The following is a 24,437-nucleotide window of genomic DNA, read 5'->3' as shown; positions in this document are numbered from 1 at the left end:
ACTTCTACGCTGGAACCATGAAGCAGGAAGAAGGCACCTGGAGCATCTCCGAGGTGGCGAAGGCCAGCAAGGTTTCCTCACGGACGCTGCGGCATTACGACCAGCTCGGACTCCTGGAGCCGGCCTATACGGCGCACAACGGCTACCGCTATTACGGCGAACCAGAGCTGCTGCGGCTGCAACGGATCCTCCTGCTTCGCGAACTTGGCCTTGGGCTCGAGACCATCGGCGAAGTTCTGGATGGCCAGGCCGATCCCGTGGAAGCACTTGCAGTGCACCGGAATTGGCTGCTGGCCGAGCGCGACCGCCTGGACCGCATGTCCAGGACGGTCGACGCCACCATCACAGCACTACGTCAAGGAGCACCGATGTCTGCCGAAAACATGTTCAAGGATTTCGACAACAATCCCTACGAAGCCGAAGCCCGGGAGCGCTGGGGCGACAAGGTGGTGGACGAATCCAAGGCCCGTCATGCGGCCATGAGTCCCGCCCAGAAGCAGGAATTCATGGAGCAGGCCGATGCCGCCAACCGGGCCGTCCTGGACTGCCTGAACGCGGGACTGCCGGCCGACGACGCCAGGACCCTGGCCGCCGTCGAGCTCCATTACCAGTGGATCCTGCGCAGTTGGACGCCGGACCGGGAGTCGTACACGGGCCTCGGCCGCATGTACGTCGAGGATGAGCGCTTCAAGGCGTTCTACGACAAGTACGACGCGCGCCTGGCCGCGTACCTGGGCGACGCCATGGCGGCCTACGCGCAGGCGCGGCTTAGCTGATCCCGCCCTGCGCGGCGTCGCTTGCCACCAGTCCCAGGCGTTCGATGACTTCCTGGGCTTCCTCGGCCGGGGACGCGGACACGGACAGTGAAATATGGTTCTCGTCCGCCCCCGGCTCTTCGAGGGCTTCGAACTGGGATTCAAGCAGCGACGGCGGCATGAAGTGCCCGTGCCGCGACGCCAGCCGGTCGGAGATGTTCTCCTTGCTGCCCTGCAGGAAGACGAACACCACGTTCTCGCCGCGCAGCACGTCCCGGTACTTCTTCTTCAGCGCCGAGCAGGTGATGATGCCGGGCTCCCCCGCTTCGGTGCGGGTGCGGATCCAGCCGGCGATCAGCTCGAGCCAGGGCCAGCGGTCCTCATCCGTGAGGGGCTGGCCGGAGTGCATCTTTGCCACGTTCGCTTCGGGGTGGAGGTCGTCGCCCTCCGCGAGATCCCAGCCGAGGCGTCCCGCCAGGACACCTGCAACGGTGGATTTGCCCGAGCCGGAAACGCCCATGATCACCAGGACGGGTTGCTGTGCAGTCTTCGCCATTGAAAGCCTGTCTTCCTAAAATAAATATGATTTAACCGAGATCAAGCATATGACATGGCTTACAGCTGGGCAATATCAGAAGCCCGCGATGGTCTGGGATCCGTTAACAGAGACGACATGGAAGGCCTCGGCGCTGCTGCCCTCCGGCAGCCCGGCCCGGCGCCCGTAGTGCTGCAGCATGGCGCGCACAGTGTTTTCCATGGCGGCGAGGTCCGGGTGCTGGCTGGCGTGGACCCTGATCGCCTCGAGCTTTTCCTCCACTTGGCCGCTGACATCGACGAAGTGGTTCTCACGGGATTCCGGGCCGGCGAACAGCCAGAGCCAGGGCAGCTTGTAGGCCTCCAGCCCAGCTTCGGCAAGTTCCGGGTAGGCGAAGGGGTTCTCCAGCGCCGGGTAGACGGCCCGGGTGACGATTTCACCCACTGCGAGGTGGTCCGGATGGCTCTTCTGGAGCCGGTCCCAGTTCCGTTCCGGGTGCATGGCCAACACGATCTGCGGGCGGATTTCGCGGATCAGCTTCACCACCTGCTTGATGACGGCGTGGTTGACCTCGAGGTAGCCGTCGCGCTCGTGCAGGTAGTGGATGTCCTCAACGCCGACAATCGCCGCTGCGCGCCGCTGCTCCTGGTTCCGGGTGTCGGTGATCGCATGGTGCCCGTCGGCGTCGAAGCCGCCGGCATCGCCGTCGGTCATGATGCAGTAGCTGACCTGGACCCCGGCGGCCGTCCAGGCGGCAATGGTGCCGGCGGCGCCGAAGTCGATGTCGTCGGGGTGGGCGGTAAAACAAAGCACCCGCTCAACGCGCTCCGTGGAGGCGTTGAACGGGCTTTTTGCTGACGTGGCGTCAGTGGTCAAGGATCAGCCTTTCCGCTTCTTGATCTCTTCGGTTGCCTGCGGGACAACCTTGAAGAGGTCCCCGATGATGCCGAAGTCGGCGATTTCGAAGACGGGAGACTCGGCGTCCTTGTTGATCGCGACGATCACCTTGGAGGTCTGCATGCCGGCCTTCTGCTGGATCGCGCCGGAGATGCCGGCGGAGATATACAGCTGCGGGGAGACGGTCTTGCCGGTCTGGCCGACCTGGAAGTCGTGGCCGATCCATCCGGCGTCGGTGGCCGCACGGGAGGCACCCACCGCGCCGCCCAGGGCGTCGGCGAGTTCCTCGAGGGGGCCGAAGTCACCGTCGACGCCGCGGCCGCCGGCCACCACCACTCGGGCCTCGGTGAGTTCCGGGCGTCCGCTGGCGGGACGTTCGTTGCGCGCCGTGATGCGCGCGGCCGAAGCCGTGGCGTCCGCCGGAACCTCGACGGTGATGGTCTCCAGTACGCCCGAGGCGGGCGCTTGGCTGACGTCGACGCTGTTCGGCTTGACCGTCAGGACGGCGACGGCGGTGCGCGCCTTCGCAGTGGTCGTGTAGGCGCCGGCCAGGACCGACTTGTGGGCGGTGCCGTCGGCGTCGACGCCCACGACGTCGGTGATCACGCCGGCGTTCAGCTTCACGCCGAGCCGCGCTGCGATTTCCTTGCCGTCCGAGGAGTTCTCCAGCAGGACCGTGTCGGCCCCGAAGGCGGCAACCGCTGCGGCGAGGTAGGCAGCCTTCGGGGCCACCAGGTAGTCATCCAGGTCCGCGGCCGACGGGCGGTAGACCGCGGTGGCGCCGTGGGCAGCGATGGCTGCCGCGACGTCGTCGTGCAGTTCGCCGTTGAAGGCCACCGCGCTCTCGCCCAGCGAGCGGGCGATGGTGAGCAGCTCGCGGCTGCTCTTCTTCAGTGCGCCGCCCGGGTTGTCAATGAAAACAAGTGCTTTTGCCATGTGTCTTGGGTCCTCTTAGAGCAGCTTCTGGGCGGCCAGGAAGTCAACCAGCTTGATGCCGGCGTCGCCGTCGTCCGTGATGATGGTGCCGGCGGTGCGCGGCGGGCGGGCATCGGCGGTCTCGACGGCGGTCAGGGAACCGGCGGCGCCGACCTGGCCGGCGTCGATGCCGATGTCCGACAGGGCCAAGGTAGTGATCTTCTTCTTCTTGGCGGCCAGGATGCCCTTGAAGTTCGGGTACCGGGGCTCGTTGATCTGGTCGGTCACGGAGACGAGCGCCGGCAACGATGCCTCGACGGTGTCCGAGTGGCCGTCTCCGTCGCGCCGTGCGGTGAGAGTTGTGCCGTTCAGTTCCAGCGCGGAGGCGAACGTCACCTGAGGGACGCCGAGGCGCTCGGCGAGCTGTGCCGGGACCAGGGAGGTTTCGCCGTCGGTGGAGGCCATGCCGGTCAGCACCAGGTCCACGGGGCCGAGGGAGCGGATGGCCGCAGCGAGCGCGAGGGAGGTGGCGGCGGCGTCGGAACCGGCCAGGGCGTCGTCGCTCAGGTGGACGCCGGAGCTGGCGCCGATCTGGAGGGACTTCTTGACGGAGTTCACGGCTCCTGCCGGGCCCATGCTCAGGGCGATGACTTCGTTGCCTGCCTTGGCACCGCCACGGGCTTCGCTCAGCTGCAACGCGGCCTCGAGGGCGTACTCGTCCAGTTCCGAGAGGATGCTTTCGTCACGGTCCACGGTGTTTCCCTGGCCCGTGAGGTGTCGGTCGAACTGCGCGTCAGGGACGTGCTTGACCAGAACAACAATCTTCAATGTCTCTTCCACTGTGTTCGAGGCAGCCTTCCTTGCTTGAGGATGGCCAGCGGCTGGGGCGCATGGCCATGGGCGCCCGGCTCGCGGGCTTCGTCCTAGCTAAGCATATTGCGGCGAAATACGACGTGCCCGCGTTAACGCCTGTTTCGGGACAGGGAACGCCGAAGCGGGCGGCACCGCGTGGTGCTGCCCGCTTCGCATCCTGCTCCCTGCCTTACTGCTGCGGGGCGGAGTCCAGGGTGACGTCGATTTCGCGTTCCTGGCCGTCGCGCAGGATAGTTGCCTTGACCGTGGCACCGGCCGCCTGCTCACGGACGGCGGCGGTCAGCTGGTTAGGGTCGCTGATGGCCTGCCCGGCGAACTTCACCACCACGTCGCCCACCTTGACCCCGGCCTTGTCGGCAGCGGATCCCTTGGTGACGCTGGCAACTTCGGCACCTACCGAGAAGCCCGAGCTGCTTCCGGTGGCGGACTTGGCCTGCACGCTGACGCCGAACTGGCCGTGGCTGGCCTTGCCGTCCTTGATGATTTCCTCTGCGACACGCTTGGCGTGGTTGATCGGGATGCTGAAGCCCACGCCGATGTTGCCGCTGGAGGCATCCGTGGTGCCGCTGCCGGCCGAAGCGATGGCCACGTTCACGCCGATCACCTCGCCCTTGCTGTTGACCAGGGCACCGCCCGAGTTGCCGGGGTTGATGGCAGCGTCGGTCTGGATGACGTTGATCGAGATGGAGCCTTGGTCCGCGCTGCGCTGGCTCGGGCTGTCGCCCGGAGGCGCGAACTCGAAACCACCCTCGCCGTTGCCCTCCGAGCTGTCCGGCGCTTCCTTCGGGGCGGCGGAGGACGCCACGCTGATGGTGCGGTTCAGGGTGGAGACGATGCCATCCGTCACCGTGCCAATGAGGCCGAGCGGTGAGCCGATCGCGACGGCGGTGTCCCCCACGTTGATCTTGCTGGAGTCGCCAAGGGTTGCCGGGACGAGGCCGGATGGGTCCGCTACCTTGATGACCGCCAGGTCGGACAAGGGATCGGTGCCAACGACGCTTGCCTTCAGGACCCGGCCGTCGTGGGTGCGGACTTCGATCGACGCGTTGGCGGTGGCGCCGTCGAGGGTCACTACGTGCGTGTTGGTGAGGATGTGACCCTGGCCGTCGATGATGATGCCCGAACCGGTACCGCCTTCGCTGCCGCTGGAGGCCTTGATGGTGACCACGCTCGGGGATGCTTTGGCCGCCGCCGCGGTGATCGCGTTGACATCGTCCTTGTTGTTGACGATGACGGTGCCCCCTTGGCTGCTGCTGCTTGAAGCGGGGGCAGGGGTGTCGAAAAGCTGGTTGCCCGCGGCCACCACGCCGCCGCCGACGAGTCCGGCAGCGAGGATGCTGGCGACGAGGGTCCCGACGCCGAAGGCAGGCTTGCGCTTGGTGTCCGTCGCCGTGCCTCCCTGGGCCGCAGCCGGGCCACCCATGATGTGCGGGAACTGCTGGGTGGGGTGCTGCTGGGAAGCCGGGTGCTGCGCAGGGTAGCCGCTGCCGGGGTGGTTGCTGCCGGGCTGATTGCCGCCGGCAGTACCGTAGAAGGGAGCATGCTGCGGGTAGGAAGGGCCTGCATGCGGAGCCGCGCCGGGGTGGGGCTGCTGGGAAGGCTGGACGGGCTCACCAGACTGGTAGGCGGGCAACCGGGTGGTGCTCTGCTCCCCAGGGCCCTGCTCTCCCCCGGCAGGGGTGCCTGCAGGCCGGCCGGTCACGCCGCTGCGCCCGGCATCGGCATTTCCCTGTTCGGCGTTGTTCTGCTCCGGGATCTCGCGTTCGTTTCCCGGTCCCTGCGCTGGGTTCTCCGTCATGGGACTTCCTTTCTTCCTCGTCTGCATTAACTATGGCCGCTCTTGCTGGATCAAGATCGGATGTTTGCTGAAAGCTTCCTGAACGCGAGAACGAGGCCTCGGCCTTCCTCCCGGACGCCGGGGCGGGCAACCCTGGAAAAGTGCCTACAACGGCGGAAGTTCCGGCTTTTCTCCGCGTTTCGCTGGCGGCATATTCGGCGCCGTGGACGCCTTTTCGGGTGCACCATAGAATCAAAATGGAATTGCCACAGCGACCTGCGGCTACACAAAACATGCGTGGGGGCGCTGCTGCATTCTGTGACGATTGGTCCGGCCTGGACCAGTCGCAGACGTGCTGAAGGGTTGCGCATGCGGTCAATGTTGAAACGAGTTCTCGCCGTCATTGGCCTGACCGGATTGCTGGCTTTCCCGGCCGCATCCGCATGGGCGGAGCCCCCGGTCGATCTGAACCCGACCACGAAGATCGTGGACGATGCCGGCGTGCTGGGCAGCCGGACTTCGGAAGTCCAGGACGCCATCAAGAAGCTCGGAACCGAGCATTCGATGGTTTTGCACGTCGTCACCGTGAAGAAGTTCGAAAACCCAACTAACCGGGAAGCCTGGACCGACCAGGTTGCCGAAAAAGCCAACCTCGGCTCCAATGCCCTGATTTTCGCAATCGCCACCGACACTAGGCAGTACATCCTGAACAAGGGCGGCAGCAAGATCACCGACGCCCAGGTCGAAAGCATCAAGAGCAGCGCCATTGGTCCGCAGCTTGCAAACAGCAACTATCCACAGGCCGCGATCGACGCAGCCGCCGCAATCGGCGACGCCGCGAGCGGAGGCAAGGGCACGGTGCCGAACGGTTCCGGTGCCGCCGTGCTCGTCGGTGCGGGCATCGTCGCTGCAGGCGGCGTAGGGACCTACCTGTACCTGCGCAACCGCCGGAAGAAAGCCCAGGGTGCCGTGGCTTCCGGCGGATTGTCCCCCCAGCAGGGCGAGCCCGATCCCCTGGCGGCCATGAGTATCGAGGACCTCCGCCGCAAGGGCGGCTCCCTGCTGATCGAAGCGGACGACGCCATCAAGTCGAGCGAGCAGGAACTCGGCTTCGCCCAGGCGCAGTACGGTGACGCCGCCGTCGGGAACTTCACCAAGGCGCTGCAGGACGCCAAGGGCCACATGACGGAATCCTTCAAGCTGCAACAGCAGCTCGATGACCACATTCCGGACACCGAAGAGCAGCAGCGCAGTTGGCTTGGCGAGATCATCCGCCGCTCCGAAGCCGCCTTGTCCTCGCTCCGGGAGCAGAAGGCCGACTTCGACTCGCTGCGGGAACTGGAAAAGAACGCCCCGCAGGCCCTCGCCACCGTCGGGACGGGCATCCGGGAAGCCGAAGCGAAGATCGCCAGCGCCGAACAATCCCTGAACGGGCTCCGCGCAAAATACGCCGAGAGCGCCCTCACCCAGGTTGCCGACAACATCACGCAGGCCAAAGAGCGCATCTCCTTCGTCCACAACGCGGAGAAGACCGCGGACGAAAAACTCGCCTCCGGTGAAGGCAGCCTCGCAGCGGTCGCCGTCCGCGCCGCCGAGGAAGGATTGCACCAGACCAACGTCCTCCTCGACGCCATTTCCAAGGTGGCCGGCAACCTGGACGAGGCCAGGGCAGCCCTCGAATCGGCGGTGGTGGACACCAGCCAGGACCTGGCTCAGGCCAAGGCCATGATCCAGTCGGGTGCGCATCCTGAACTGGCCGGGCCGGTGGCGGGCGTCGAGTCGGCCCTTGCCCAGGTGAAGGCCGAAATCGAGGCCGGAAAGATCGACCCCATCGCCACGCTCGACAAGGTGGAGAAGGCGCACCAGGCCCTCGACCAGTCGCTCGGCGGGATCCGTGACCAGCAGGAACAGGCCCGCCGCGCGCAGGCCTCCCTCCAGCAGACCATCATGGCGGCCCAAGCCCAGATCAGCGCCACCTCGGACTACATCACGGCCCGCCGCGGCGGCGTGGGCACCGAAGCACGGACCCGCCTCGCCGAAGCGCAGCGGAACCTTGACTACGCCCTCTCCATCTCCCGGAACGACCCCGTCACGGCGCTGGCGTACGCACAGCAGGCCCACGCGCTGGCGGCCCAGGCCGCGCAGGTGGCGCAGTCCGACGTCGAACAGTTCGGCGGCTACGCGAACCAGGGGTACACCAGCGGCGGCATGTTCGGCGGCGGAGGCGGCGGCCTCGGCGGCGCCATCCTCGGCGGCATCCTCATCAACTCCATCTTCAACAGCGGCGGCGGTTGGGGCGGCGGCCACGGCGATGGTGACGGAGGCGGTGGAGGCTTCTTCGGTGGCGGCGGCGACGGCGGCTGGGGAGGTGGAGACTCCGGTGGCTGGGGAGGCGATTCCGGCGGAGGCGGCGACTTCTAGCCCACAAGACTAGGCGGGGCCCAAGCCCCTCGTAGAAGCGGTACAACAACTGATCACTGGATTCAGTGGGACCCACTGAGCAGGACGAAAGGCAACACCATGGTTAAGCAGTCCATTTTCGGCAGGATCGCACAGCTCGCCAAGGCGAACATCAATGCCTTGCTCGACCAGGCTGAGGACCCGCAGAAGATGCTGGACCAGATGGTCCGTGACTACACGAACAACATCGCCGAGGCAGAGTCCGCGGTGGCGCAGACCATCGGCAACCTCCGGATGCTCCAGGCGGACTACAACGAGGACATCAAGAACGCCCAGGACTGGGGCAACAAGGCCCTCGCCGCGTCCCGCAAGGCCGACGAGTACCGTGCGGCCGGCGACGCCGCCGATGCCGAGAAGTTCGACAACCTTGCCAAGGTTGCCATCCAGCGCCAGATGACGGCGGAGAGCGAAGCGCGGTCCGCGGAACCGAGCATCGCCTCCCAGACCGAGGTGGTGGACCGGCTCAAGTCCGGCCTGGACCAGATGAAGAACAAGCTCAACCAGCTCACCGCCAAGCGCAATGAGCTGGTGGCCCGCGCCAAGACCGCCCAGGCCCAGTCCCAGGTTCACGACGCCCTCAAGAGCATCGACATCATGGATCCCACCAGCGAGGTGGGACGCTTCGAGGAGAAGATCCGCCGCGAAGAGGCCAAGGTCCTTGGCCAGCAGGAACTGGCCGCCTCCAGCCTGGACGCCCAGTTCAACCAGCTTGAAGACCTCGGCGAACAGACCGAGATCGAGGCCCGCCTTGCGGCCCTGAAGTCCGGCGGTTCGACGGCGGCAATCGGCAGCGGTTCCGCAGCCCCGGCCACGCCCGCCATCAACGAAGCGGACTTCGACAAGCTCTAAGCCGCGACATCGCAAAGAGCCCGGTGCCCCGTCCTTCCGGACGGGGCACCGGGCTTCTTGCTTGCCTGGTTCAGCCGTGCCTTGCTTCGACGGCCAGCCGCCCGACGATCAGCTTCATGATCTCGTTGCTGCCTTCAAGGATCTGGTGAACCCGGAGGTCCCTGACGATCTTCTCCAGGCCGTACTCGGAGAGGTAGCCGTAGCCGCCGTGGAGCTGCACGGCCTTGTTCGCTACGTTGAAGCCGGCGTCGGTAGCGACACGCTTGGCCATGGCGCACAGCCGGACGGTGTCCGGTGCGCCCCTTTCCAGGGCGTCGGCGGCCCGCAGCAGCAAGGTCCTGGCCGTTTCGAGTTCCGTGTCCATGTCCGCGATGTCGAACAACAGCGCCTGCTGTTTGATGAGGGGACCTCCGAAGGCCGATCGTCCGCTCAGGTAGGCGATGGACTTTTCCAGCGCCGCCTGGCCGCCGCCCAGGGAACATGCCCCGATGTTGAGCCGGCCCCCGTTCAGGCCCTTCATGGCGATGGCGAAGCCGCTGCCCTCCTCCCCCAGCCGGTCGGCGGCAGGCACGCGGACGCCGTCGAAAATCACCTGCCGGGTGGGCTGGGCGTTCCAGCCCATCTTCTTCTCGTTGGGTCCGAAGGACAGCCCCTGGGCCTCCCCGGGCACCACGAAGGCGGTGATCCCGTGGCTGCCCGAATCGGAGGTGCGGGCCATGACGACGTACACCCCGGCGGCCCCGGCCCCGGAAATGAACTGTTTGGTGCCCGTCAAAAGGTAGTCACCGCCGTCGCGCACTGCTTTTGTGGTGAGCGCGGCAGCGTCCGAGCCGGCGCCCGGCTCCGTCAGGCAGTAGCTGCCCAGGACTTCCATGGAAGCCAGCTGCGGCACCCACCTGGCGCGCTGCTCCTCGTTGCCGAAGGCGTCGATCATCCACGCCACCATGTTGTGGATGGAAATGTAGGCCGCGATGCTCGGATCCGCTTTGGAGAGCTCTTCGAAAATCAGCACGGCATCCATCCGGCCAAGGCCGGAGCCGCCGAATTCCTCGCCGACGTAGATGCCGCCCATCCCGAGCCCGCCCGCTTCCTTCAGGACGTCCACGGGGAAGTGTTTATGTTCGTCCCATTCGGCCGCATGCGGGGCGATGGCTGTTGCCGCGAAGTCGCGCACCATCTCGACGACCGCTTGCTGCTCCTCGTTGAGCTCGAACATGGGCACTCCTTATCCGGGTTGGCCGGCTAGTTGCCAGGATTTATTTGCTGACCTTCCCCGTCAAGGATGCGATGGGGCGAAGGAACAAGGGCCTGGCCAGGAACCAGGCGGCCACGATCACGGCGAGTGAGGCGGCGAAGATCCCGAAACCGATCCAGTTCTCGTCGCTGCTGCCGCCGTACATGTGGTTCAGGTTGCGCAGCGCTCCGGTTGCGAGGACCAGGGTGACATGGACAAGGGTGAACGCGACGAAGTAGATCATCACCGGGAAGTGGACGGCGCGGGCGATTTCGATCGGGTAGATCTTGTTGACGGCGGCCTTCTTGGGCCAGGCCGAGGAGGTGCGCAGGCCGGTGAGGATGGCCAGCGGCGCGGCGATGAAAACCGTGGCGAAGTAGGTGAGCAGTTGGAGGGCGTTGTAGTTGACCCAGCCGTCCTCAACAGGCCAGTTGAGGGAGAGGTACTGGATTCCGGCGGAGACCGCGTTCGGGAAGACGTCCCAGCTGGTCGGTACAATCCGCATCCACTGGCCGGTGGCGAAGAGCAGGATGATGAAGATCAGGCCATTGAGGACCCACAGGGCATCAAGTGTGAGGTGGAACCAGAGGTCCAGGCTCATCTTTGTCGGCGCATTCCTGGTCCGGATGAAGCCCTTGTTGTTGCGGGTCCAGTAGGCCGGGGGCCGCTTGGCAGTGCGGACCTGCCAACCCGAGCGGACGATGAGCACCAGGAAAAAGACGTTCAGGAAGTGCTGCCAGCCCAGCCAGGCGGGAATCCCCACCGGGGCGCCCGCGGGAAGTTCGGAGCGGCCCGGGTAGTCGTGGAGGAAGGACTGCCCGGCAGTGCTGCCCGTGAACCATTTGGCGAGCAGCACGAGGATGAGAAGCAGCACCAGGGCGCCTGCAACGGCCAGGACGGGCCGGAGCCATTTGCTTTGCTGTGCTGACGGCTTCTTCGTGGGGGCGGACATCTTCGCAGACACCTCTCGGGGAACTTTGGCAATCATGGACGCATCAAGCTAACAGGCTTTCGCCTGCCGCAGCCAACGCCTGTTACGCCAGTCTTCGGATGCGGCCATCGGGCGCCCAGTCCTGCCGACTTTCCCTGCCGTCCGGGCGCCCAAAACCGAGAATACTAGGAAATCCAACTATTCTCCATGGCCGGGACCTTTTCAAAAAAGGCGGCCAGTTCCCCGGCAAGGAGCTCCGGTGCAACCACGGGGGCGAAATGCCCGACGCCAGCCAGCTCACGGACCTGACCATCCGCAAGGTGCTCCGCGAGATACCGCGCGGACTTCTCCACAAATGCGGGGTGGGTGGTGCCGGCCCCCACAACGCAAGCACCGGAACGGAAATCCGAGCCAGCTGCCCGCCGTCGTACGCTTTAGGCCCGTCCGCCGTCGCGTTTTGCTGGAAGTACCGCAACATGGCAGGGATGCTGCGGCCCCACCGTTCATGGAAGTCGGGAGCCAAAGCGGCACGTTCGGTGCCGTTGACAACGTACGGGGCGAACGCCCTCGCCGCATCCGCGAGGTTCCCGACGGCGGCAACCGCAGCCGCGCCGTCAATGGCGGCGCCCAGTGCGGCGAGTTCGCCCTGCTCGGCCACCGTGGGAATGTAGCCTTCAAAAATGGCCATGGCGGCAACGGCATCGCTCCGAGCCGCCGCGCCGAGAACCGCTTCGATCCCCGACCAACCCACCAGGCACACCGGCCCGCCGATCATGTCGATGAATGCGACGAGGTCCTCGACCAGCCTGTCGACGGAATGGTCGGAGTTGTCACCGGACAGCCCTCGTCCGCGCGTGCTTGGCGTGTAGCAGGTGAATCGCCGGGCAAGGTACGGAACCAAAGCCTCGTAGCCGACCTCGCCGTCACCCCATCCACCATGGACGAGCACGAGGGGCGGCCCTTCGCCCCGGACCCGCCCGACGATCTCGGTGCCATCGGCGGAGATGGCAACTTGCACTTTCTCTTTCATGATTCGCTCCTTGAGTTGGTGGCACCGTATCCGGTGTCTATTCCGACGGTAAGGAGCAGAGGGCAAGGCCCGCATCGGTTCGATTGACCAAACGTTCAGCCATCGCTACGCAATGACGCGTAGCCGGGAGGGCCTCAGGGAGCCGTGGTCATGTGATGGGCGATGGCGTAGCGTGCGGCCTGGGTCCGCGAGACGACGCCGATCTTGTTGTAGATATTCGTCAGGTGCCGGGCCACAGTGCGGTCGCTGATGAACAGCGCCGCACCGATCTCCCGGTTGGAAGAGCCGTCGGCCACGAGCGCAAGGACCTCGCACTCGCGCGGCGACAGACCGCTCGGACGCCCATGCTCCGTGCCGCCCGCACGCAGCCGTGCGAAGATCTCCCGCGCCCGCGCCGACTCCCTGCCCGCGGAGGCAACATCACCCAGGGAATGGTATGCCTCGGCAAGCAGGAGGCAGGTCCTGGCAGCTTGATACTCCGAACCAAGTCCATACCAGCGCGTGCACGCGTCACGGAGCACCGGCAGCGCCTCCGCGGCCCTGCCGTCAGCCAGCAGTACCGTTCCCCGCGCGGATACGGCCATTGCTTCCAGTCCCGATGTCGCGTACGCGGACGCAGTCTGTTCGAGCTCCAGCACGGCATCCAGCCCTGCCTGGAACTGGGCTGCCTCAATTGCGATTTCCACCATCGCAGCGCACAGCGCGGCCCGGCGAAGCGGAGCCCGCCCGGCCGCTGCCAACGCGGCACGGATCGCGGCCAGGGCACCCCCGGGATCTCCACCGGCGAGCTGGAGCAAGGCACTGCCCGGCTGCGGATCCAACCCCCTGGCATGGGCTTCGGCATAAGCCTCGGCCGCGCCTGCCTGGCCACGCAGGCGCCGGGCCTCACCGACGAGGTACCAGGCCTGCGCGGCATAGTCGACGCGATTGGAATCCAGGCCAGGAATCAGCGCCAGAGCCTGGGACTCGGCCTTGTCCCACTCCCCCCGCAACAACCGCAACTGCACCCGGTGGACCGCACACATTGCGCTGAACACAGCTTCCGCAGGAACAGTCGTCAGCCATTCTTCCGCCAGATCCGTCCACTGGCCCATCCGGCGTACGTCGCCAACCTCATGGCATGCCGCGATCGTGTGGCAATAGAGGACACCGGTCATGAACGGATCGAACCTGCCTTGGAGGACCGTGACCATCACTTCGTCAAGCAAGGCCAATCCCCCGGCCACCTTGCCTGACATCGTGAGGGCACGTCCTTCTCCGTTCACCCCGACTGCAACCAACACAGGGTCTTCGAGCCGCCGGCCGAGATCAAGGATTTGCCCGGCCACTTCCAGTGCGGCAGCGGGCCGGCCGGCCAGGAGATTGGCGTCCAGGCCCGTCAACGCCCGGAGGAGTCCGTGAACACGCCCCTCCGGGCACCCTTCCAGGAGGCGCTCCGCATGTCCGAGCCAGCCGTCGCCCTGAGGCTGGTCACCCCTTGCCAGATGGAAGATTCCCACACGGAGGGCGACCGCCGCCGCGTCGACAGGGCGCGAGGCCGACTCGAATGCTGCGCACGCTTCAACGTTCAGCCTGATGCAATCGTCAATGCGGCCGGTCCACCATGCCGAATCTGCGTAGGCCGCCAGGTCGTCGGCAGTCAGTCGGCCCGGGTCGATGCCGTTGAACGCGTGTGCGGCGGCAGCCCATTCCCGTGCGGCGTACAACCGCCTTGCCCGGTCCTGGGGGTCCTTATCAAGATCCGCCACTGCTGTCCCGCACCCGCTTCATCACCCAATGCCTGTTGCCCGGCACTACCAGAATCCTGTGATCAAAAGCCGATCGCAAGAGTCCCCGGGCCCGGCGCGGCATGCGGAAAACAAAAGATCCGGACCAGTTTTCACTGATCCGGATCTTTTCTCCAGTTGCGGGGACAGGATTTGAACCTGTGACCTCTGGGTTATGAGCCCAGCGAGCTACCGAACTGCTCCACCCCGCGTCGCGGTCTCTACTCTACCCTACTTTCGGCGGGCTCCTGACCACCCGCCTCGCGGCGGCCGGAGGACTTCTGAAAGCCCTCACGAACCCCACCCCGGAACACCCTGGGAAAACAAAAGATCCGGACCAGTTTTCACTGATCCGGATCTTTTCTCCAGTTGCGGGGACAGGATTTGAACCTGTGACCTCTGGGTTATGAGCCCAGCGAGCTACCGAACTGCTCCACCCCGCGTCGCACGAACAACATTACCGTCCGGTGAATGCGGAGCCAAATCCAAGCGACGTGACGTCCGTCTCGCCCCGTGTTCAGCAGGGTCCCAGCATGAAATGAAAGGAGCCGGTGTCCGCCGTTTCCAGCGGACACCGGCTCCCTCAAGGGGTTCCGTTCCTCGACGTTAGCCGCCCTGCGTGGGGGTCGGCGTCGGGGTAGCGGTGGGGGACGTCGTCGGCGACGGCGTCACACCAAGCCGGGCTTCGGCGTCGAGCGCCTTCTTCAGGGCTGCGGCGAGCTTGCTCTGCTGCGCGCCGTAGGCAGCGAAGTCACCCTTGGCCAAGGCAGCCTGTCCGTCCTGGATGGCCTTGTTGGCTTCGTCCAGTGCCGCCTTCAGGTCGGCCTTGGCGTCCTCTGCTCCAGACGGGGTGTTCGGGCTGGTAGGCGTGGTGGGCGTCTGGCCGTTGTTGGCCGAATCGCCCGCCTGGGCGCCGGAGTCGCCGCCGAACAGTTCGTCCAGGGCCTCGTCCAGCGTTGCCGCGAAGCCCACCTTGTCACCGAAGGCGACCAGGACGCGCTGCAGCGTCGGGTACGAGGTTTCGCCCGTGGACTTAAGGAAGACCGGCTGGACATAGAGCAGGCCGCCGCCCACCGGGAGGGTCAACAGGTTGCCGTTGAGCACATCGGAGGCACCCTGGCGCAGCAGGTTCAGCTCCCGCGACACCTCAGGATCGGAGTTGAACTTGTTCTGCGCCTGGCCGGGACCGGGCACCTGGGTGTCGGTCGGCAACTGGAGCAGGCGCAATTGGCCGTAGCCCGGGTCCTTCACGCCCTTGGCACTTCCGGCGTCGGAGTCAGCCGACAGGAAGCCGTAGAGGATGTTACGGGCGTTGCCGTTGACGGTCTGCGGGATGAAGGAGGAGGTCAGCTGGAAGGCCGGTTTGGTCTGGCCCGGCATCTGCAGGGACATGTAGAACGGCGGCTGCTTCACGGCGTCCGTACCGGCGACGGTGGGATCGTTCGGTACGCTCCAGGCGTCCACGTTGTTGTAGAAACGGTCCGGGTTGGTGACGTGGTAGCGGCCCAGCAGTTCGCGCTGGACTTTGAACAGGTCTTCCGGGTACCGGACGTGGCTCATGAGCTGGCCGGACATTTCCGAGAACGGCTTGATCGTGCTCGGGAAGATCCTCTGCCAGGTCTTCAGCAGCGGGTCCTGGTCATCCCAGGCATAAAGGGTCACGGAGCCGTCGTAGGCGTCCACCGTGGCCTTCACGGAGTTCCTGATGTAGTTGACCGTGCTGTTCGGCAGCACGGCGGTGCGGCCCGTGCTGGTCTGCGTGTCCGCCGTGACGTTTTGCAACTGCTGCTGCTGCGAGTACGGGAAGTACTGGCTGGTGGTGTACCCGTCCACGATCCACTTGACGCGCCCGTCGACCACCGCCGGGTAGGCGTTGCCGTCCACCGTCAGGTACGGAGCCACCTTCTCCACGCGTTCGCGCGGCGTGCGGTCGTAGAGGATCTGCGACTTCTCGTTCACGCCGTCGGACAGCAGGAGGTCCGAGGACTGGAACTTCATGGAGTACAGGATGCGGTTGAACCAGTTGCCCACATTCGGACCGCCGTTGCCCGTGAAGGTGTACTGGGTGTCGGTGGAGCCGTCCTTGCCGGCGGGGCGGTCCTGTTCGCGGTGCGTGGACCCCTCGGGAGCACCGACCACCGAGTAGTCGGTGGTGTTTTCGCCGAAGTAGATCCGGGGCTGGTAGTTCGAGTCGTTGCCCAGGACACCGCTGGTGGGAATCCCCGAGAGCAGGAAGTCGGGCTTGCCGTCCACGGTGAACTTGTTGCCCTTCGCGGCCACGACGCCGTAGCCGTGGGTGTACACGATGTGCTTGTTGTACCAGGTCTGCTGGCCGGTGCTGATGCCGTCTGCGTTCAGTTCACGGACGGCGATGACGGTGTCCTGGACCTTGCCGTTCACGGTGTAGCGGTCGACGTTCAGGGCCCTGGGGAACTGGTAGTACGGGCGGTACTGCTCAAGCTGGCCGAAAGCCGAGGACACCAGGTTCGGGTCGAGCAGGCGGATGTTCGCCGCCGTCTGGGCGTCCTTGGCGAGGGCGCCCGAGCTGGCCGTGGTGGTCGCCTTGTACGGCTGGACCTGCACCTTGTCCAAGCCGTAAGCGGAGCGGGTCATCGAGATGTTCCGCTCGATGTACTTGTTCTCAAGGGTCTGTTCGGAGGGCCGTACCTGGAACTGCTGGATCACCCACGGGTACACGCCGCCGGCGAGGATCGAGGTGATGATCAGCATCGCCGTGCCGATTACCGGCAGGCGCCAGCGGCCGATCACGGCGGCAACGATGAAGAGGATGGCCACCAGGCCGGCAGCAACCGCGAGGATGGACTTGGTGGGCACTACGGCGGTGACGTCCGTGTAGAGCGCACCGGCCCAGCGGCCGCCGTTGTTCTGCACGGTGCCGTAGACGTCGAGCCAGAAGTTCGCGCCCAGCAGGATCAGGAACAGGGCACCGCTGACCGCGAGGTGGATCTGTGCGGCACGGCTGGTGAACACGCCGCGTTCCATAAGCCGGATGCTGCCGTAAAGGTAATGGGTGAGGATTCCGGCGATGCCGGACACCACCACCACGCTGATCAGGAAACCGGTCACGAAGCCAAGGAACGGCAGGCTCATCAGGTAGAAGCTGATGTCCAGGCCGAACTGCGGGTCCTGCTGGCCGAACTGCTCCTGGTTGAAGAACATCAGCACCTTCTGCCACTGGCTCGCGGCGGCGCTGCCGGCGAACAGGCCGAACAGGATGGGCAGGCCGATCATGACCACCCGGCGCACCGGCTCGAGCTGGACCTGGTAACGGCTGAGGTTGTCCCGCACGTCGGAATCCGGGGCATAGACCGGACGCGAGCGGTACGCCAGGCGGATCGACGCGTAAACGGCGCCGAACATGATGATGAAGCCGCCGACGAAGGTCAGGATGCGGGCAAGGTTCTCGCGGACGTAGACCTCGAAGAAGCCAAGCTGCTGGTACCACAGGACGTCGGTCCAGACGTTGGAGAAGAACACGAAGGCCACGACCGCGAGCGCCACGACGATCAACGTGGGAGTCAGGGCACCCCGTCTCAGCGGCGGTCTTCCGGGCGGGCGGGTGCTTGCAGGACGGGACAAACCAGGTACCTCATAGCTCGATGTCAGATTTACGGGTCAGTGCGAGTGTTCGGCGGCCCGTCCCCCACAACACAGTCCAGCCATGCTGCACGGTCCGGGGCCGTCAAATATGCCACGAGTGGCGGCGGAGCTAAGTTCCTTCGCCAGTCTAGTTCTTAGTGCAGGCCGGAAGTCCGGAGGTGTCCTGCCCCGCGGCGAGCCGTTTCACGGCCGCTTCGGCGTCACCGAGGGTCTCCACCTTGACTACCTGCAGGCCGTCGGGAACATGGCCCACCACGTCATCGCAGTTGGCTGCCGGGGCCAGGAAAAGGCTGGCCCCCTCGGCCCGGGCACCGTGCATTTTTTGTGCGATTCCACCGATCGGCCCCACCGAACCTTCAGGGGAAATGGTCCCGGTTCCGGCGATGTGCTTGCCGCCGGTGAGGTCACCTGGAGTGACGGTGTCCATGATCCCCAGGGCAAACATCATTCCCGCGCTCGGCCCGCCCACGTCCTCAAGGGAAATCTTCACCTGGAACGGGAAGGTGAACTTGTACTGCAGCGCAACGCCAAGCAGCCAGCGGTCGTTGTCGCCTTTGTTCGGTTTGATGCTGACCGCGACGTCCTTGCCCTGGCGTTCAACGACGACGGCGGCGGGGGCCCCCGCGGTGGCGGCCAGTTCGCTTTGGATGACGGCCAGGGACGTCACGGCCTTGCCGTTGATGGAGGTGAAGGTATCCCCTTCGCGGAGTTTCCCTTCGGAGGCGGAATTGCTGCTCAGCCCGGCGACTTCGAGCTCCTGCCCGAAAGGAATGTCCAGTTCCTTCAGGGCAGCGGCCACGGCGTTCTCCTGGGAGGAGGTCATGGCCTGGGCGCTTTCCTGCTCGGATTCCTCCTTGGTGATGCCCTTGGGGTAGATCAGCTCCTCCGGATAGACGGCTTTGGAGCCGTCCAGCCACGCCTGGAAGGCCTCCACCAGGCTGACCGGGCCGTTGGGGCCGCCGCTGATGTAGACAGTAGTCAGGTCGAGGTTGCCCCTGGCGGGGAAGGTTTCGTGACCGCTGATGGAAATCACGGGCTTTCCCTCGTCCTCGCCCAGGGTGTTGAAGGTGGGGCCGGGAGACTCCACGACATACGGAACCGGCAGCGCGACGGCGGCGACGCCCAGGAGGATCGCGAGCGCCCCAGAGATGAGCATCGCGGTGTACCGGCCGCCGCGCGGGCGGGGCTGCTCTGCGCTTCCAGGCACCGTGCCATGTGGCCCAGGGACCTCGGAACCGGCGCCCTCAAAAGGTGCCGGCGCCCGGAACCGCTGCCCGCCGTCGTCGAAGCTTCCGGTACCCCGGCCGTCCCGGGGGTTCGGCGATGTGTTCAATGAAATGGCCTCTCCGCGCGCACCGCCGGGTGCGCAATGTCCTGTCGCCGGGCGCTTCGCGTCCGGCACCCTTCTCAACGTCCCACCCTACGACGCCGTGCCCTCCGGATGCTGCTTTGCCTAGAGCGAACGGGCCCGCCGCAAGGCAGACAGCCCCGTCCCTGCGCGGTAACTTGAAGATGATCACCAGTCAGCAGCGACGATCGGCGGCACCATGACTTCCAACCCCAACACCCCCTCGAACGGGGACGACGCACCCCAGGATCCTTTGGCGGAAATGCTGAAGAACCTGATGGGCGGGCAGGGCATGGGCAACATCGACCCTGCGGAGCTGGCCAAGGCGGCGGGGCTGCCCAACGACCCTGCCCTGCTCCAGCAGATGTTTTCCCAGGTCCAGGCCATGATGAGCTCAAGCTCGGAAGGCCCGGTCAACTGGCAGCTGGCCCACGAGAACGCGCGCCGCGTGGCCGCCGCGGGCAGCGATCCCTCCGTCACCACGGCCCAGAGCCGCGCGATCGATGAAGCCCTCCGGCTGGCGGAGCTCTGGCTCGATCCGGTCACTGACCTTGAAGCCACAGGGCTGATCGGCCGCGCCTGGTCGCGCGCCGAATGGGTGGAGGCGACCCTCGGCACGTGGAAGCGCCTGACCGAGCCGGTGGCGAACAGCATCGCCAACGCCCTCTCGGACGCGCTGACCCAGCAGATGCCCGAAGAGATGAAATCCATGATGGGCGGCGCCTCGTCGATGCTGCAGAACATGGGCGGCGCGATCTTCGGCATGCAGCTGGGCCAGGCCATCGGGGCCCTCTCTGCGGAGGTTGTCAGCTCCACCGACATCGGCGTCCCCCTCGCCGACCTGGAAATGGCGCTGCTTCCGGGCAATGTCGCCAAGTTCGGCGAAGGGCTCAGTGTCCCCGAGAACGACATCCGCCTCTACCTCGCCGTCCGCGAAGCGGCCCACGCCCGGCTGTTCGTCCAGGTGCCGTGGCTGCGCGGCCACCTGCTCGGAGCCATCGAGGCGTACGCCCGGGGCATCCACATCGACATGAGCCGGATCGAAGACCTGGCCCGCGACCTCGACCCCAGCAACCCCGAAGGCATTCAGGAAGCCCTGTCCCAGGGCGTATTCACCCCGGAGCGCACCCCGGCACAGTCCGCTGCGCTGGAGAAGCTGGAAACGGCCCTTGCCTTGGTCGAAGGCTGGGTGGACGAGCTGACCGCCGCCGCCACGGAGAAGATGCTGCCCTCGGCCGCGGCCCTGCGCGAAACCGTCCGCCGGCGCCGCGCCACCGGCGGACCAGCCGAGCATGCGTTCTCCTCGCTGGTCGGCCTGGAACTGCGCCCACGGAGGCTCCGCGAAGCGGCCACCCTCTGGGCCCAGCTGAAGGAAGAGCGCGGAATCGCCGGCCGCGATGCCATCTGGCACCACCCGGACCTCCTGCCGACCGCCGAGGACCTGGACGATCCGAAGGGCTTCTCCGAGCGCCGCCGCCTGGCCGAAGCCAGCGACAGCGAGGTGGACGACGCCCTGCAGAAGCTGCTCAACGGAGGCTACGACTCCCCCGCGGATTCCGCTGAGCCGGATGCTGATCCCGATGCGGGTGACGCTCACGACGGGGACGCTCCCGAGGGCGGCAGCGACAACGGTTCAGGCGAGGCGAAGGCCTAGCAGCCGGATTCGCCGTCGGGGCCTTCCGGTTCCCTTCCCAGACCGCGCGACGAGGCGAAGGCTACTCCTTCAAGGAAAGCCTTCGCCCGTTGCGTTTCCGGGTAGGCCTCCAGCAGGCGCCAGAATGCACTGTTATGGCCCGCCACCAGCAAATGGGCCAGTTCGTGGAGCAGCACATAGTCAATCACCCATTGCGGCATGGGCTTCAGCTTGTCCGACAGCCGGATGCTGCCTTCCGCGGGGGTGGCCGAACCCCAACGGGAGTTCTGGTTGCTGACCCAGCGGACCGACGTCGGGACCGCCCGCCCGCCGAGGTACCTGCCCGAAAGCGCCGCCGCGTGGGCGGCCAGTTCGGCGTCCCCTGAGGGCCGACGGCGTCCCGCGCCCTGCGCGCGGCGCTCCCCCTGGCGCCGGAGCTTGTCCAGCATCCGCTGCACCCATTCACGCTCCTGCGCCCGGGTGAACGACGCCGGGATGGCGACGACGGCGTTCCCGTCCTCCCAGAAGGCGGTCACCGTCCGGCGGCGCCGTGCGGAGCGGCGCACGATGACGGGGGCGCCGTCGTGCGTGGTCAGCTCGCCGGCGGTCAGGGGGACTGCACGCTCACTCATCGCCGTGCCCGCTGTCGGCCAGCACGGCGAGGACGGCTTCGCCGTACTTTTCGAGTTTCGACGGGCCGACCCCGGCCAGCGTGGCCAGTTCCTCGAGGCTTGCCGGGCGGGCCTCGGCGATGGCGGTCAGGGTGGCGTCGGTGAAGACGACGAACGCGGGAACCTCCGCCGAGTTTGCCTCGTCCTTGCGCCATTGCCGCAGCGCCTCGAAGGTCTGTTCCTCGTAGCTGGGCGGGCACTGGCGGCAGCGCCCGATCTTGCGTTCGGCGCCGGTGGCGAGCATGCTGCCGCACACCCGGCAGGACGCTGGTGCAGCGGCCTTGCGCCGGGCCACGGGACGGCTGCGAGCGCTGGCCGAGCCGACGGAATCGGGCCGCAGCCCGTCGAGGAAGCGGGACGGTTTGCGGTTTGCCCGGCCGCCCGGTGTGCGGGCCGTGGACCAGGACAGGCTGAGGTGTTCGCGCGCGCGGGTGATGCCGACGTAGAGGAGGCGCCGCTCTTCGTCCACGGCTTCCGGCGTGTCGGCGAAGGAAATAGGCATCAGGCCTTCGCTCAAGCCCACCAGGAACACCGCGTCCCATTCCAGGCCCTTCGCGGCGTGCAGGGAAGCCAAAGTGACCCCTTGCACCGTGGGGGCGTGCTGGGCCACGGAGCGTTCCTGGAGTTCGTTGACGAACTCGGCGAGGCCGAATTCCGGTCCGCGGTTGGCCACGAGTTCGTCGGCGAGGGCCACGAGGGCGGCCAGGGATTCCCAGCGTTCCCGTAACGCGCCGCCGCCGTGCGGGGCGGAATCGGAGTAGCCGAGCGATGCCACGATGTCCCGGACCAGCTGGCCGAGCGGTTCACCGGCAGTTTCCGCAGCGGCGCGGGTGGCGGCACGCAGCTGCAGGATCGCGTCGCGCACTTCCTTGCGTGCGAAGAAGCGCTCCCCGCCGCGGAGCTGGTAACCGATACCGGCGGAGGCGAGAGCCTGCTCATAGGCTTCGGACTGTCCGTTGGTGCGGAAAAGGACGGCGATCTCGCTTGCCTGCACTCCGGCGTCGAGCAGTTCGCGGATCCGGCCGGCCACCACGGCGGCCTCGGCTTCGTCATCCGGGCATTCCATGAACCGGGGCTCGGGTCCGCCCGGACGCTGGGCCACGAGCTGCAGGGGTTTCGCCCAGGCGGCATCGGCCGCCGGCCCGCCGCTGCGGCGGGATCCTAGAAGCTCGTTGGCGAGCTTCACCACCTGCGGGGTGGAACGGTAGTCACGGACCAGCTTGACGACGGTAGCGTCCGGGAACTGCTTCTTGAAGCCCAGAAGGTGCTTGGGCGAGGCGCCGGTAAAGGAGTAGATGGTCTGGCTGGCGTCGCCCACCACGCAGAGCTCGTTGCGGTCGCCGAGCCACAGCTCCAGGAGGCGCTGCTGCAGCGGGGAAACGTCCTGATACTCGTCCACCACGAAGTGCCGGTACTGTTCCCGGACCGTGGCGGCCACCTTCGGGTCTTCCTGGAGGATTCCCACGGTGATCAGCAGGACGTCCTCGAAGTCGATGACGTTGCGGTCAGTCTTCACGTCCTCATAGGACTGGAAGACCCGGGCGACGGCGGTGAGGTCGAAGCCGCCGGGTGTGCCGCGGCCCTGGGCGTTCTCCAAGTAGTTGGCCGGGGTGAGCATGGAGACCTTGGCCCATTCGATTTCCGCGGCGAGGTCACGGATCGACGCGCGGTCGGTGCTGAGCCGGAGCCGGCGCGCAGCCTCGGCGATCATGGTGGCTTTGTGGTCCAGCAGGTTCGGCAGGGTCCCGCCGATCGCCTGCGGCCAGAAGAACTGCAGCTGGCGCAGCGCGGCCGCGTGGAAGGTGCGCGCCTGGACGTTGCCCGCGCCCAGATCCCGGAGGCGGCTGCGCATCTCGGCGGCCGCCCGCGCGGTGAAGGTCACGGCGAGCAGCCGTTGGGGGCTGTACACGCCCGAGTGCACTCCGTAGGCGATACGGTGGGTGATGGCCCGGGTTTTTCCCGTTCCGGCGCCGGCCAGGACACACAGGGGTCCGGTCAGGGTGCTGGCAACCTCGCGTTGTTCGGCGTCGAGGCCGCCCAGGATGCGGTCCTCGAGCGAGCCGCCAAGGACGGGGAGTGCAGAGGTCACTTCTGGAGGTCCTCGATGGTGCCGCCGTACCAGTGCTCGATAAGGGAACGCGCGATCGACAGGCGGGACGGAATCGTGATTTCGCCGGAGAGCACGGCGGCCTGGAGTTCCTCGCGGCTGAACCAGCGCGCCCTGGTGACCTCGACGCCGTCGGGCCTGGCTTCCGCGTCTTCGGTAAAGGCAGTGAACCCGAGCATCAGGGACGCGGGGAACGGCCAGGACTGGGAGCCCAGGTACTGGCAACTGCTGACCCGGACGCCGACTTCCTCGCCGATTTCGCGGACCACGGCCTGTTCAAGGGACTCCCCCGGCTCCACGAAACCGGCCAGGGTGGAGTGGTTGATCGACCCGGCGGGTCCGCCGCCGCCAAGTAGCACCCGGCCGTCCTGACCGACCACGGTGACGATGATGGCCGGGTCCGTGCGCGGGTAGTGTTCAGAGTTGTCTTTGGGGCAGCGCCGCACCCAGCCGCCGGCTTCGATGTCCGTAGGAGTGCCGCACTGCGGGCAATGGGTGTGCGTGGCGTGCCAGTTGGCAATCGCGCTTGCCTGGATGAACAGCGCGGTATCGGTGGCGTCCAGGCGGGCGGCGATTTCCCGGAAGCCGACCCAAAATGCGCTTGTGGGGACGCCCAAGGTGCCGGGCTCCGGGGGTGCCGCGGGAACGAACAGCAGCACAGGGGTGTCCCGCGGGTGGGCCGCATCCGTCAGGGTCCTGCCCAGGTAGACCGCCGCGGGCGGTGCCCCTGAGGCTTCCTGGAGGGAATTGAACAGGGTTCCGGCGTCGCCGAGCCAGAGCGCGTCGCCATCCACCAGTGCCTGCCGCTCCGCCAGGACCATGGCCTTCGCGGTTCCGGAAGCGATGAGCTCCTCGACCGTTCCGGGCTTAATACGCTCAGCGGATGCCCTGTCTATCATGGCCGGACGGACTGGAAGAAGGGTGTCCGTCAGGTGGTTCGCCGGCGCCCGGAACTCGGTAAAACTCATGTACCTACCGTACTGACTCGCACCGACAAATAACATTTGCCCTGTTCAGGGCGCCACCGTCCGCACG

The 24,437-nt window shown here is 66.4% G+C and carries 18 protein-coding genes and 2 tRNA genes; 4 read left to right on the top strand and 16 right to left on the bottom strand.

What is annotated here, in order from left to right:
* Positions 1-17 precede the first annotated feature (17 nt).
* Positions 18-776, top strand: coding sequence for a MerR family transcriptional regulator (locus D3654_RS03030; RefSeq protein ID WP_120520053.1), 759 nt, complete (start codon positions 18-20; stop codon positions 774-776).
* Here the strand turns inward: D3654_RS03030 and D3654_RS03025 are convergent.
* The 5 genes from D3654_RS03025 to D3654_RS03005 all read right to left on the bottom strand — a co-directional run bounded on the left by D3654_RS03025 (position 769) and on the right by D3654_RS03005 (position 5,773).
* Positions 769-1,311: a gluconokinase gene (locus tag D3654_RS03025; protein WP_120520052.1), complete on the bottom strand. Its 543-nt coding sequence runs from the start codon at positions 1,309-1,311 to the stop codon at positions 769-771. The genes D3654_RS03030 and D3654_RS03025 overlap by 8 nt on opposite strands.
* A gap of 75 nt (positions 1,312-1,386) precedes the next feature.
* Positions 1,387-2,166 carry a PIG-L deacetylase family protein gene (locus tag D3654_RS03020; protein WP_120520051.1) on the bottom strand — a complete coding sequence of 260 codons (780 nt, stop codon included), beginning with the start codon at positions 2,164-2,166 and terminating at the stop codon, positions 1,387-1,389.
* Between the two features lie 3 nt (positions 2,167-2,169).
* Entirely contained in the window at positions 2,170-3,123 is a 954-nt protein-coding gene (locus D3654_RS03015; RefSeq protein WP_120520050.1) for an electron transfer flavoprotein subunit alpha/FixB family protein, read from the bottom strand.
* A gap of 15 nt (positions 3,124-3,138) precedes the next feature.
* Positions 3,139-3,930: an electron transfer flavoprotein subunit beta/FixA family protein gene (locus D3654_RS03010; RefSeq protein WP_120520049.1), complete on the bottom strand. Its 792-nt coding sequence runs from the start codon at positions 3,928-3,930 to the stop codon at positions 3,139-3,141.
* A 214-nt stretch (positions 3,931-4,144) separates the two neighbouring features.
* Positions 4,145-5,773 carry a S1C family serine protease gene (locus D3654_RS03005; protein ID WP_245413042.1) on the bottom strand — a complete coding sequence of 543 codons (1,629 nt, stop codon included), beginning with the start codon at positions 5,771-5,773 and terminating at the stop codon, positions 4,145-4,147.
* A gap of 348 nt (positions 5,774-6,121) precedes the next feature.
* On the opposite strand from D3654_RS03005, the gene D3654_RS03000 reads away from it, so the two are divergent.
* Complete coding sequence (locus tag D3654_RS03000) at positions 6,122-8,173, top strand: TPM domain-containing protein (RefSeq protein ID WP_120520047.1); 2,052 nt, start codon at positions 6,122-6,124, stop codon at positions 8,171-8,173.
* 99 nt (positions 8,174-8,272) lie between these two features.
* Positions 8,273-9,061: a PspA/IM30 family protein gene (locus D3654_RS02995; RefSeq protein ID WP_120520046.1), complete on the top strand. Its 789-nt coding sequence runs from the start codon at positions 8,273-8,275 to the stop codon at positions 9,059-9,061.
* Positions 9,062-9,131: 70 nt separating this feature from the next.
* Here the strand turns inward: D3654_RS02995 and D3654_RS02990 are convergent, their stop codons facing one another.
* From D3654_RS02990 to D3654_RS02955, 8 genes are all read right to left on the bottom strand, one after another.
* Positions 9,132-10,277, bottom strand: a complete 1,146-nt coding sequence (locus D3654_RS02990; RefSeq protein ID WP_120520045.1) for an acyl-CoA dehydrogenase family protein — start codon at positions 10,275-10,277, stop codon at positions 9,132-9,134.
* A gap of 40 nt (positions 10,278-10,317) precedes the next feature.
* Positions 10,318-11,247: a cytochrome b/b6 domain-containing protein gene (locus D3654_RS02985; RefSeq protein ID WP_120520044.1), complete on the bottom strand. Its 930-nt coding sequence runs from the start codon at positions 11,245-11,247 to the stop codon at positions 10,318-10,320.
* Between the two features lie 82 nt (positions 11,248-11,329).
* Entirely contained in the window at positions 11,330-12,256 is a 927-nt protein-coding gene (locus tag D3654_RS02980; protein WP_162943600.1) for an alpha/beta fold hydrolase, read from the bottom strand.
* 134 nt (positions 12,257-12,390) lie between these two features.
* Positions 12,391-14,004 carry a LuxR C-terminal-related transcriptional regulator gene (locus D3654_RS20905; RefSeq protein ID WP_120520042.1) on the bottom strand — a complete coding sequence of 538 codons (1,614 nt, stop codon included), beginning with the start codon at positions 14,002-14,004 and terminating at the stop codon, positions 12,391-12,393.
* Positions 14,005-14,160: 156 nt separating this feature from the next.
* Positions 14,161-14,234 (bottom strand) — tRNA-Met (locus D3654_RS02970).
* 157 nt (positions 14,235-14,391) lie between these two features.
* Positions 14,392-14,465: transfer RNA gene (locus D3654_RS02965), tRNA-Met, on the bottom strand.
* Between the two features lie 163 nt (positions 14,466-14,628).
* Complete coding sequence (locus tag D3654_RS02960; RefSeq protein ID WP_120520041.1) at positions 14,629-17,622, bottom strand: UPF0182 family membrane protein; 2,994 nt, start codon at positions 17,620-17,622, stop codon at positions 14,629-14,631.
* 148 nt (positions 17,623-17,770) lie between these two features.
* Positions 17,771-18,799 (bottom strand): YlbL family protein, encoded by a 1,029-nt coding sequence (locus D3654_RS02955; RefSeq protein WP_120520040.1) that lies wholly within the window; start codon positions 18,797-18,799, stop codon positions 17,771-17,773.
* 391 nt (positions 18,800-19,190) lie between these two features.
* Here D3654_RS02955 and D3654_RS02950 point away from each other — a divergent pair, with 391 nt between their 5' ends.
* Positions 19,191-20,645 carry a zinc-dependent metalloprotease gene (locus tag D3654_RS02950; RefSeq protein WP_120520039.1) on the top strand — a complete coding sequence of 485 codons (1,455 nt, stop codon included), beginning with the start codon at positions 19,191-19,193 and terminating at the stop codon, positions 20,643-20,645.
* Here the strand turns inward: D3654_RS02950 and D3654_RS02945 are convergent.
* Genes D3654_RS02945 through nudC form a run of 3 tightly spaced genes read right to left on the bottom strand, consistent with a single transcriptional unit; the run spans position 20,642 to position 24,370 of the window.
* On the bottom strand, positions 20,642-21,256 hold the full coding sequence (locus D3654_RS02945; RefSeq protein ID WP_120520038.1) for a M48 metallopeptidase family protein: 615 nt from the start codon (positions 21,254-21,256) through the stop codon (positions 20,642-20,644). The two genes, D3654_RS02950 and D3654_RS02945, sit on opposite strands and share 4 nt — an antisense overlap.
* Positions 21,249-23,384, bottom strand: coding sequence for an ATP-dependent DNA helicase UvrD2 (locus D3654_RS02940; protein ID WP_120520037.1), 2,136 nt, complete (start codon positions 23,382-23,384; stop codon positions 21,249-21,251). Before D3654_RS02940 ends, D3654_RS02945 begins: the two co-directional genes overlap by 8 nt.
* On the bottom strand, positions 23,381-24,370 hold the full coding sequence (gene nudC / locus D3654_RS02935; protein WP_120520036.1) for an NAD(+) diphosphatase: 990 nt from the start codon (positions 24,368-24,370) through the stop codon (positions 23,381-23,383). The genes D3654_RS02940 and nudC overlap by 4 nt, the downstream gene beginning before the upstream one ends.
* Positions 24,371-24,437 lie beyond the last annotated feature (67 nt).

Source organism: Arthrobacter celericrescens, assembly GCF_003614925.1.
In the GTDB taxonomy this organism is placed as follows: Bacteria; Actinomycetota; Actinomycetes; order Actinomycetales; family Micrococcaceae; genus Arthrobacter; species Arthrobacter celericrescens.
Note: the sequence above shows the minus strand (reverse complement) of the source record. Positions and strands in the feature narration are given on the sequence as shown.

Excerpts from the sequence above, each read along its gene's own strand:
- D3654_RS03030 (WP_120520053.1), top strand. The coding sequence starts at position 18 with ATGAAGCAGGAAGAAGGCACCTGGAGCATCTCCGAGGTGGCGAAGGCC.
- D3654_RS03025 (WP_120520052.1), bottom strand. The coding sequence starts at position 1,311 with ATGGCGAAGACTGCACAGCAACCCGTCCTGGTGATCATGGGCGTTTCC.
- D3654_RS03015 (WP_120520050.1), bottom strand. The coding sequence starts at position 3,123 with ATGGCAAAAGCACTTGTTTTCATTGACAACCCGGGCGGCGCACTGAAG.
- D3654_RS03005 (WP_245413042.1), bottom strand. The coding sequence starts at position 5,773 with ATGACGGAGAACCCAGCGCAGGGACCGGGAAACGAACGCGAGATCCCG.
- D3654_RS03000 (WP_120520047.1), top strand. The coding sequence starts at position 6,122 with ATGCGGTCAATGTTGAAACGAGTTCTCGCCGTCATTGGCCTGACCGGA.
- D3654_RS02995 (WP_120520046.1), top strand. The coding sequence starts at position 8,273 with ATGGTTAAGCAGTCCATTTTCGGCAGGATCGCACAGCTCGCCAAGGCG.
- D3654_RS02990 (WP_120520045.1), bottom strand. The coding sequence starts at position 10,277 with ATGTTCGAGCTCAACGAGGAGCAGCAAGCGGTCGTCGAGATGGTGCGC.
- D3654_RS02985 (WP_120520044.1), bottom strand. The coding sequence starts at position 11,247 with ATGTCCGCCCCCACGAAGAAGCCGTCAGCACAGCAAAGCAAATGGCTC.
- D3654_RS02980 (WP_162943600.1), bottom strand. The coding sequence starts at position 12,256 with ATGAAAGAGAAAGTGCAAGTTGCCATCTCCGCCGATGGCACCGAGATC.
- D3654_RS02955 (WP_120520040.1), bottom strand. The coding sequence starts at position 18,799 with ATGCTCATCTCTGGGGCGCTCGCGATCCTCCTGGGCGTCGCCGCCGTC.
- D3654_RS02950 (WP_120520039.1), top strand. The coding sequence starts at position 19,191 with ATGACTTCCAACCCCAACACCCCCTCGAACGGGGACGACGCACCCCAG.
- D3654_RS02945 (WP_120520038.1), bottom strand. The coding sequence starts at position 21,256 with ATGAGTGAGCGTGCAGTCCCCCTGACCGCCGGCGAGCTGACCACGCAC.
- nudC (WP_120520036.1), bottom strand. The coding sequence starts at position 24,370 with ATGAGTTTTACCGAGTTCCGGGCGCCGGCGAACCACCTGACGGACACC.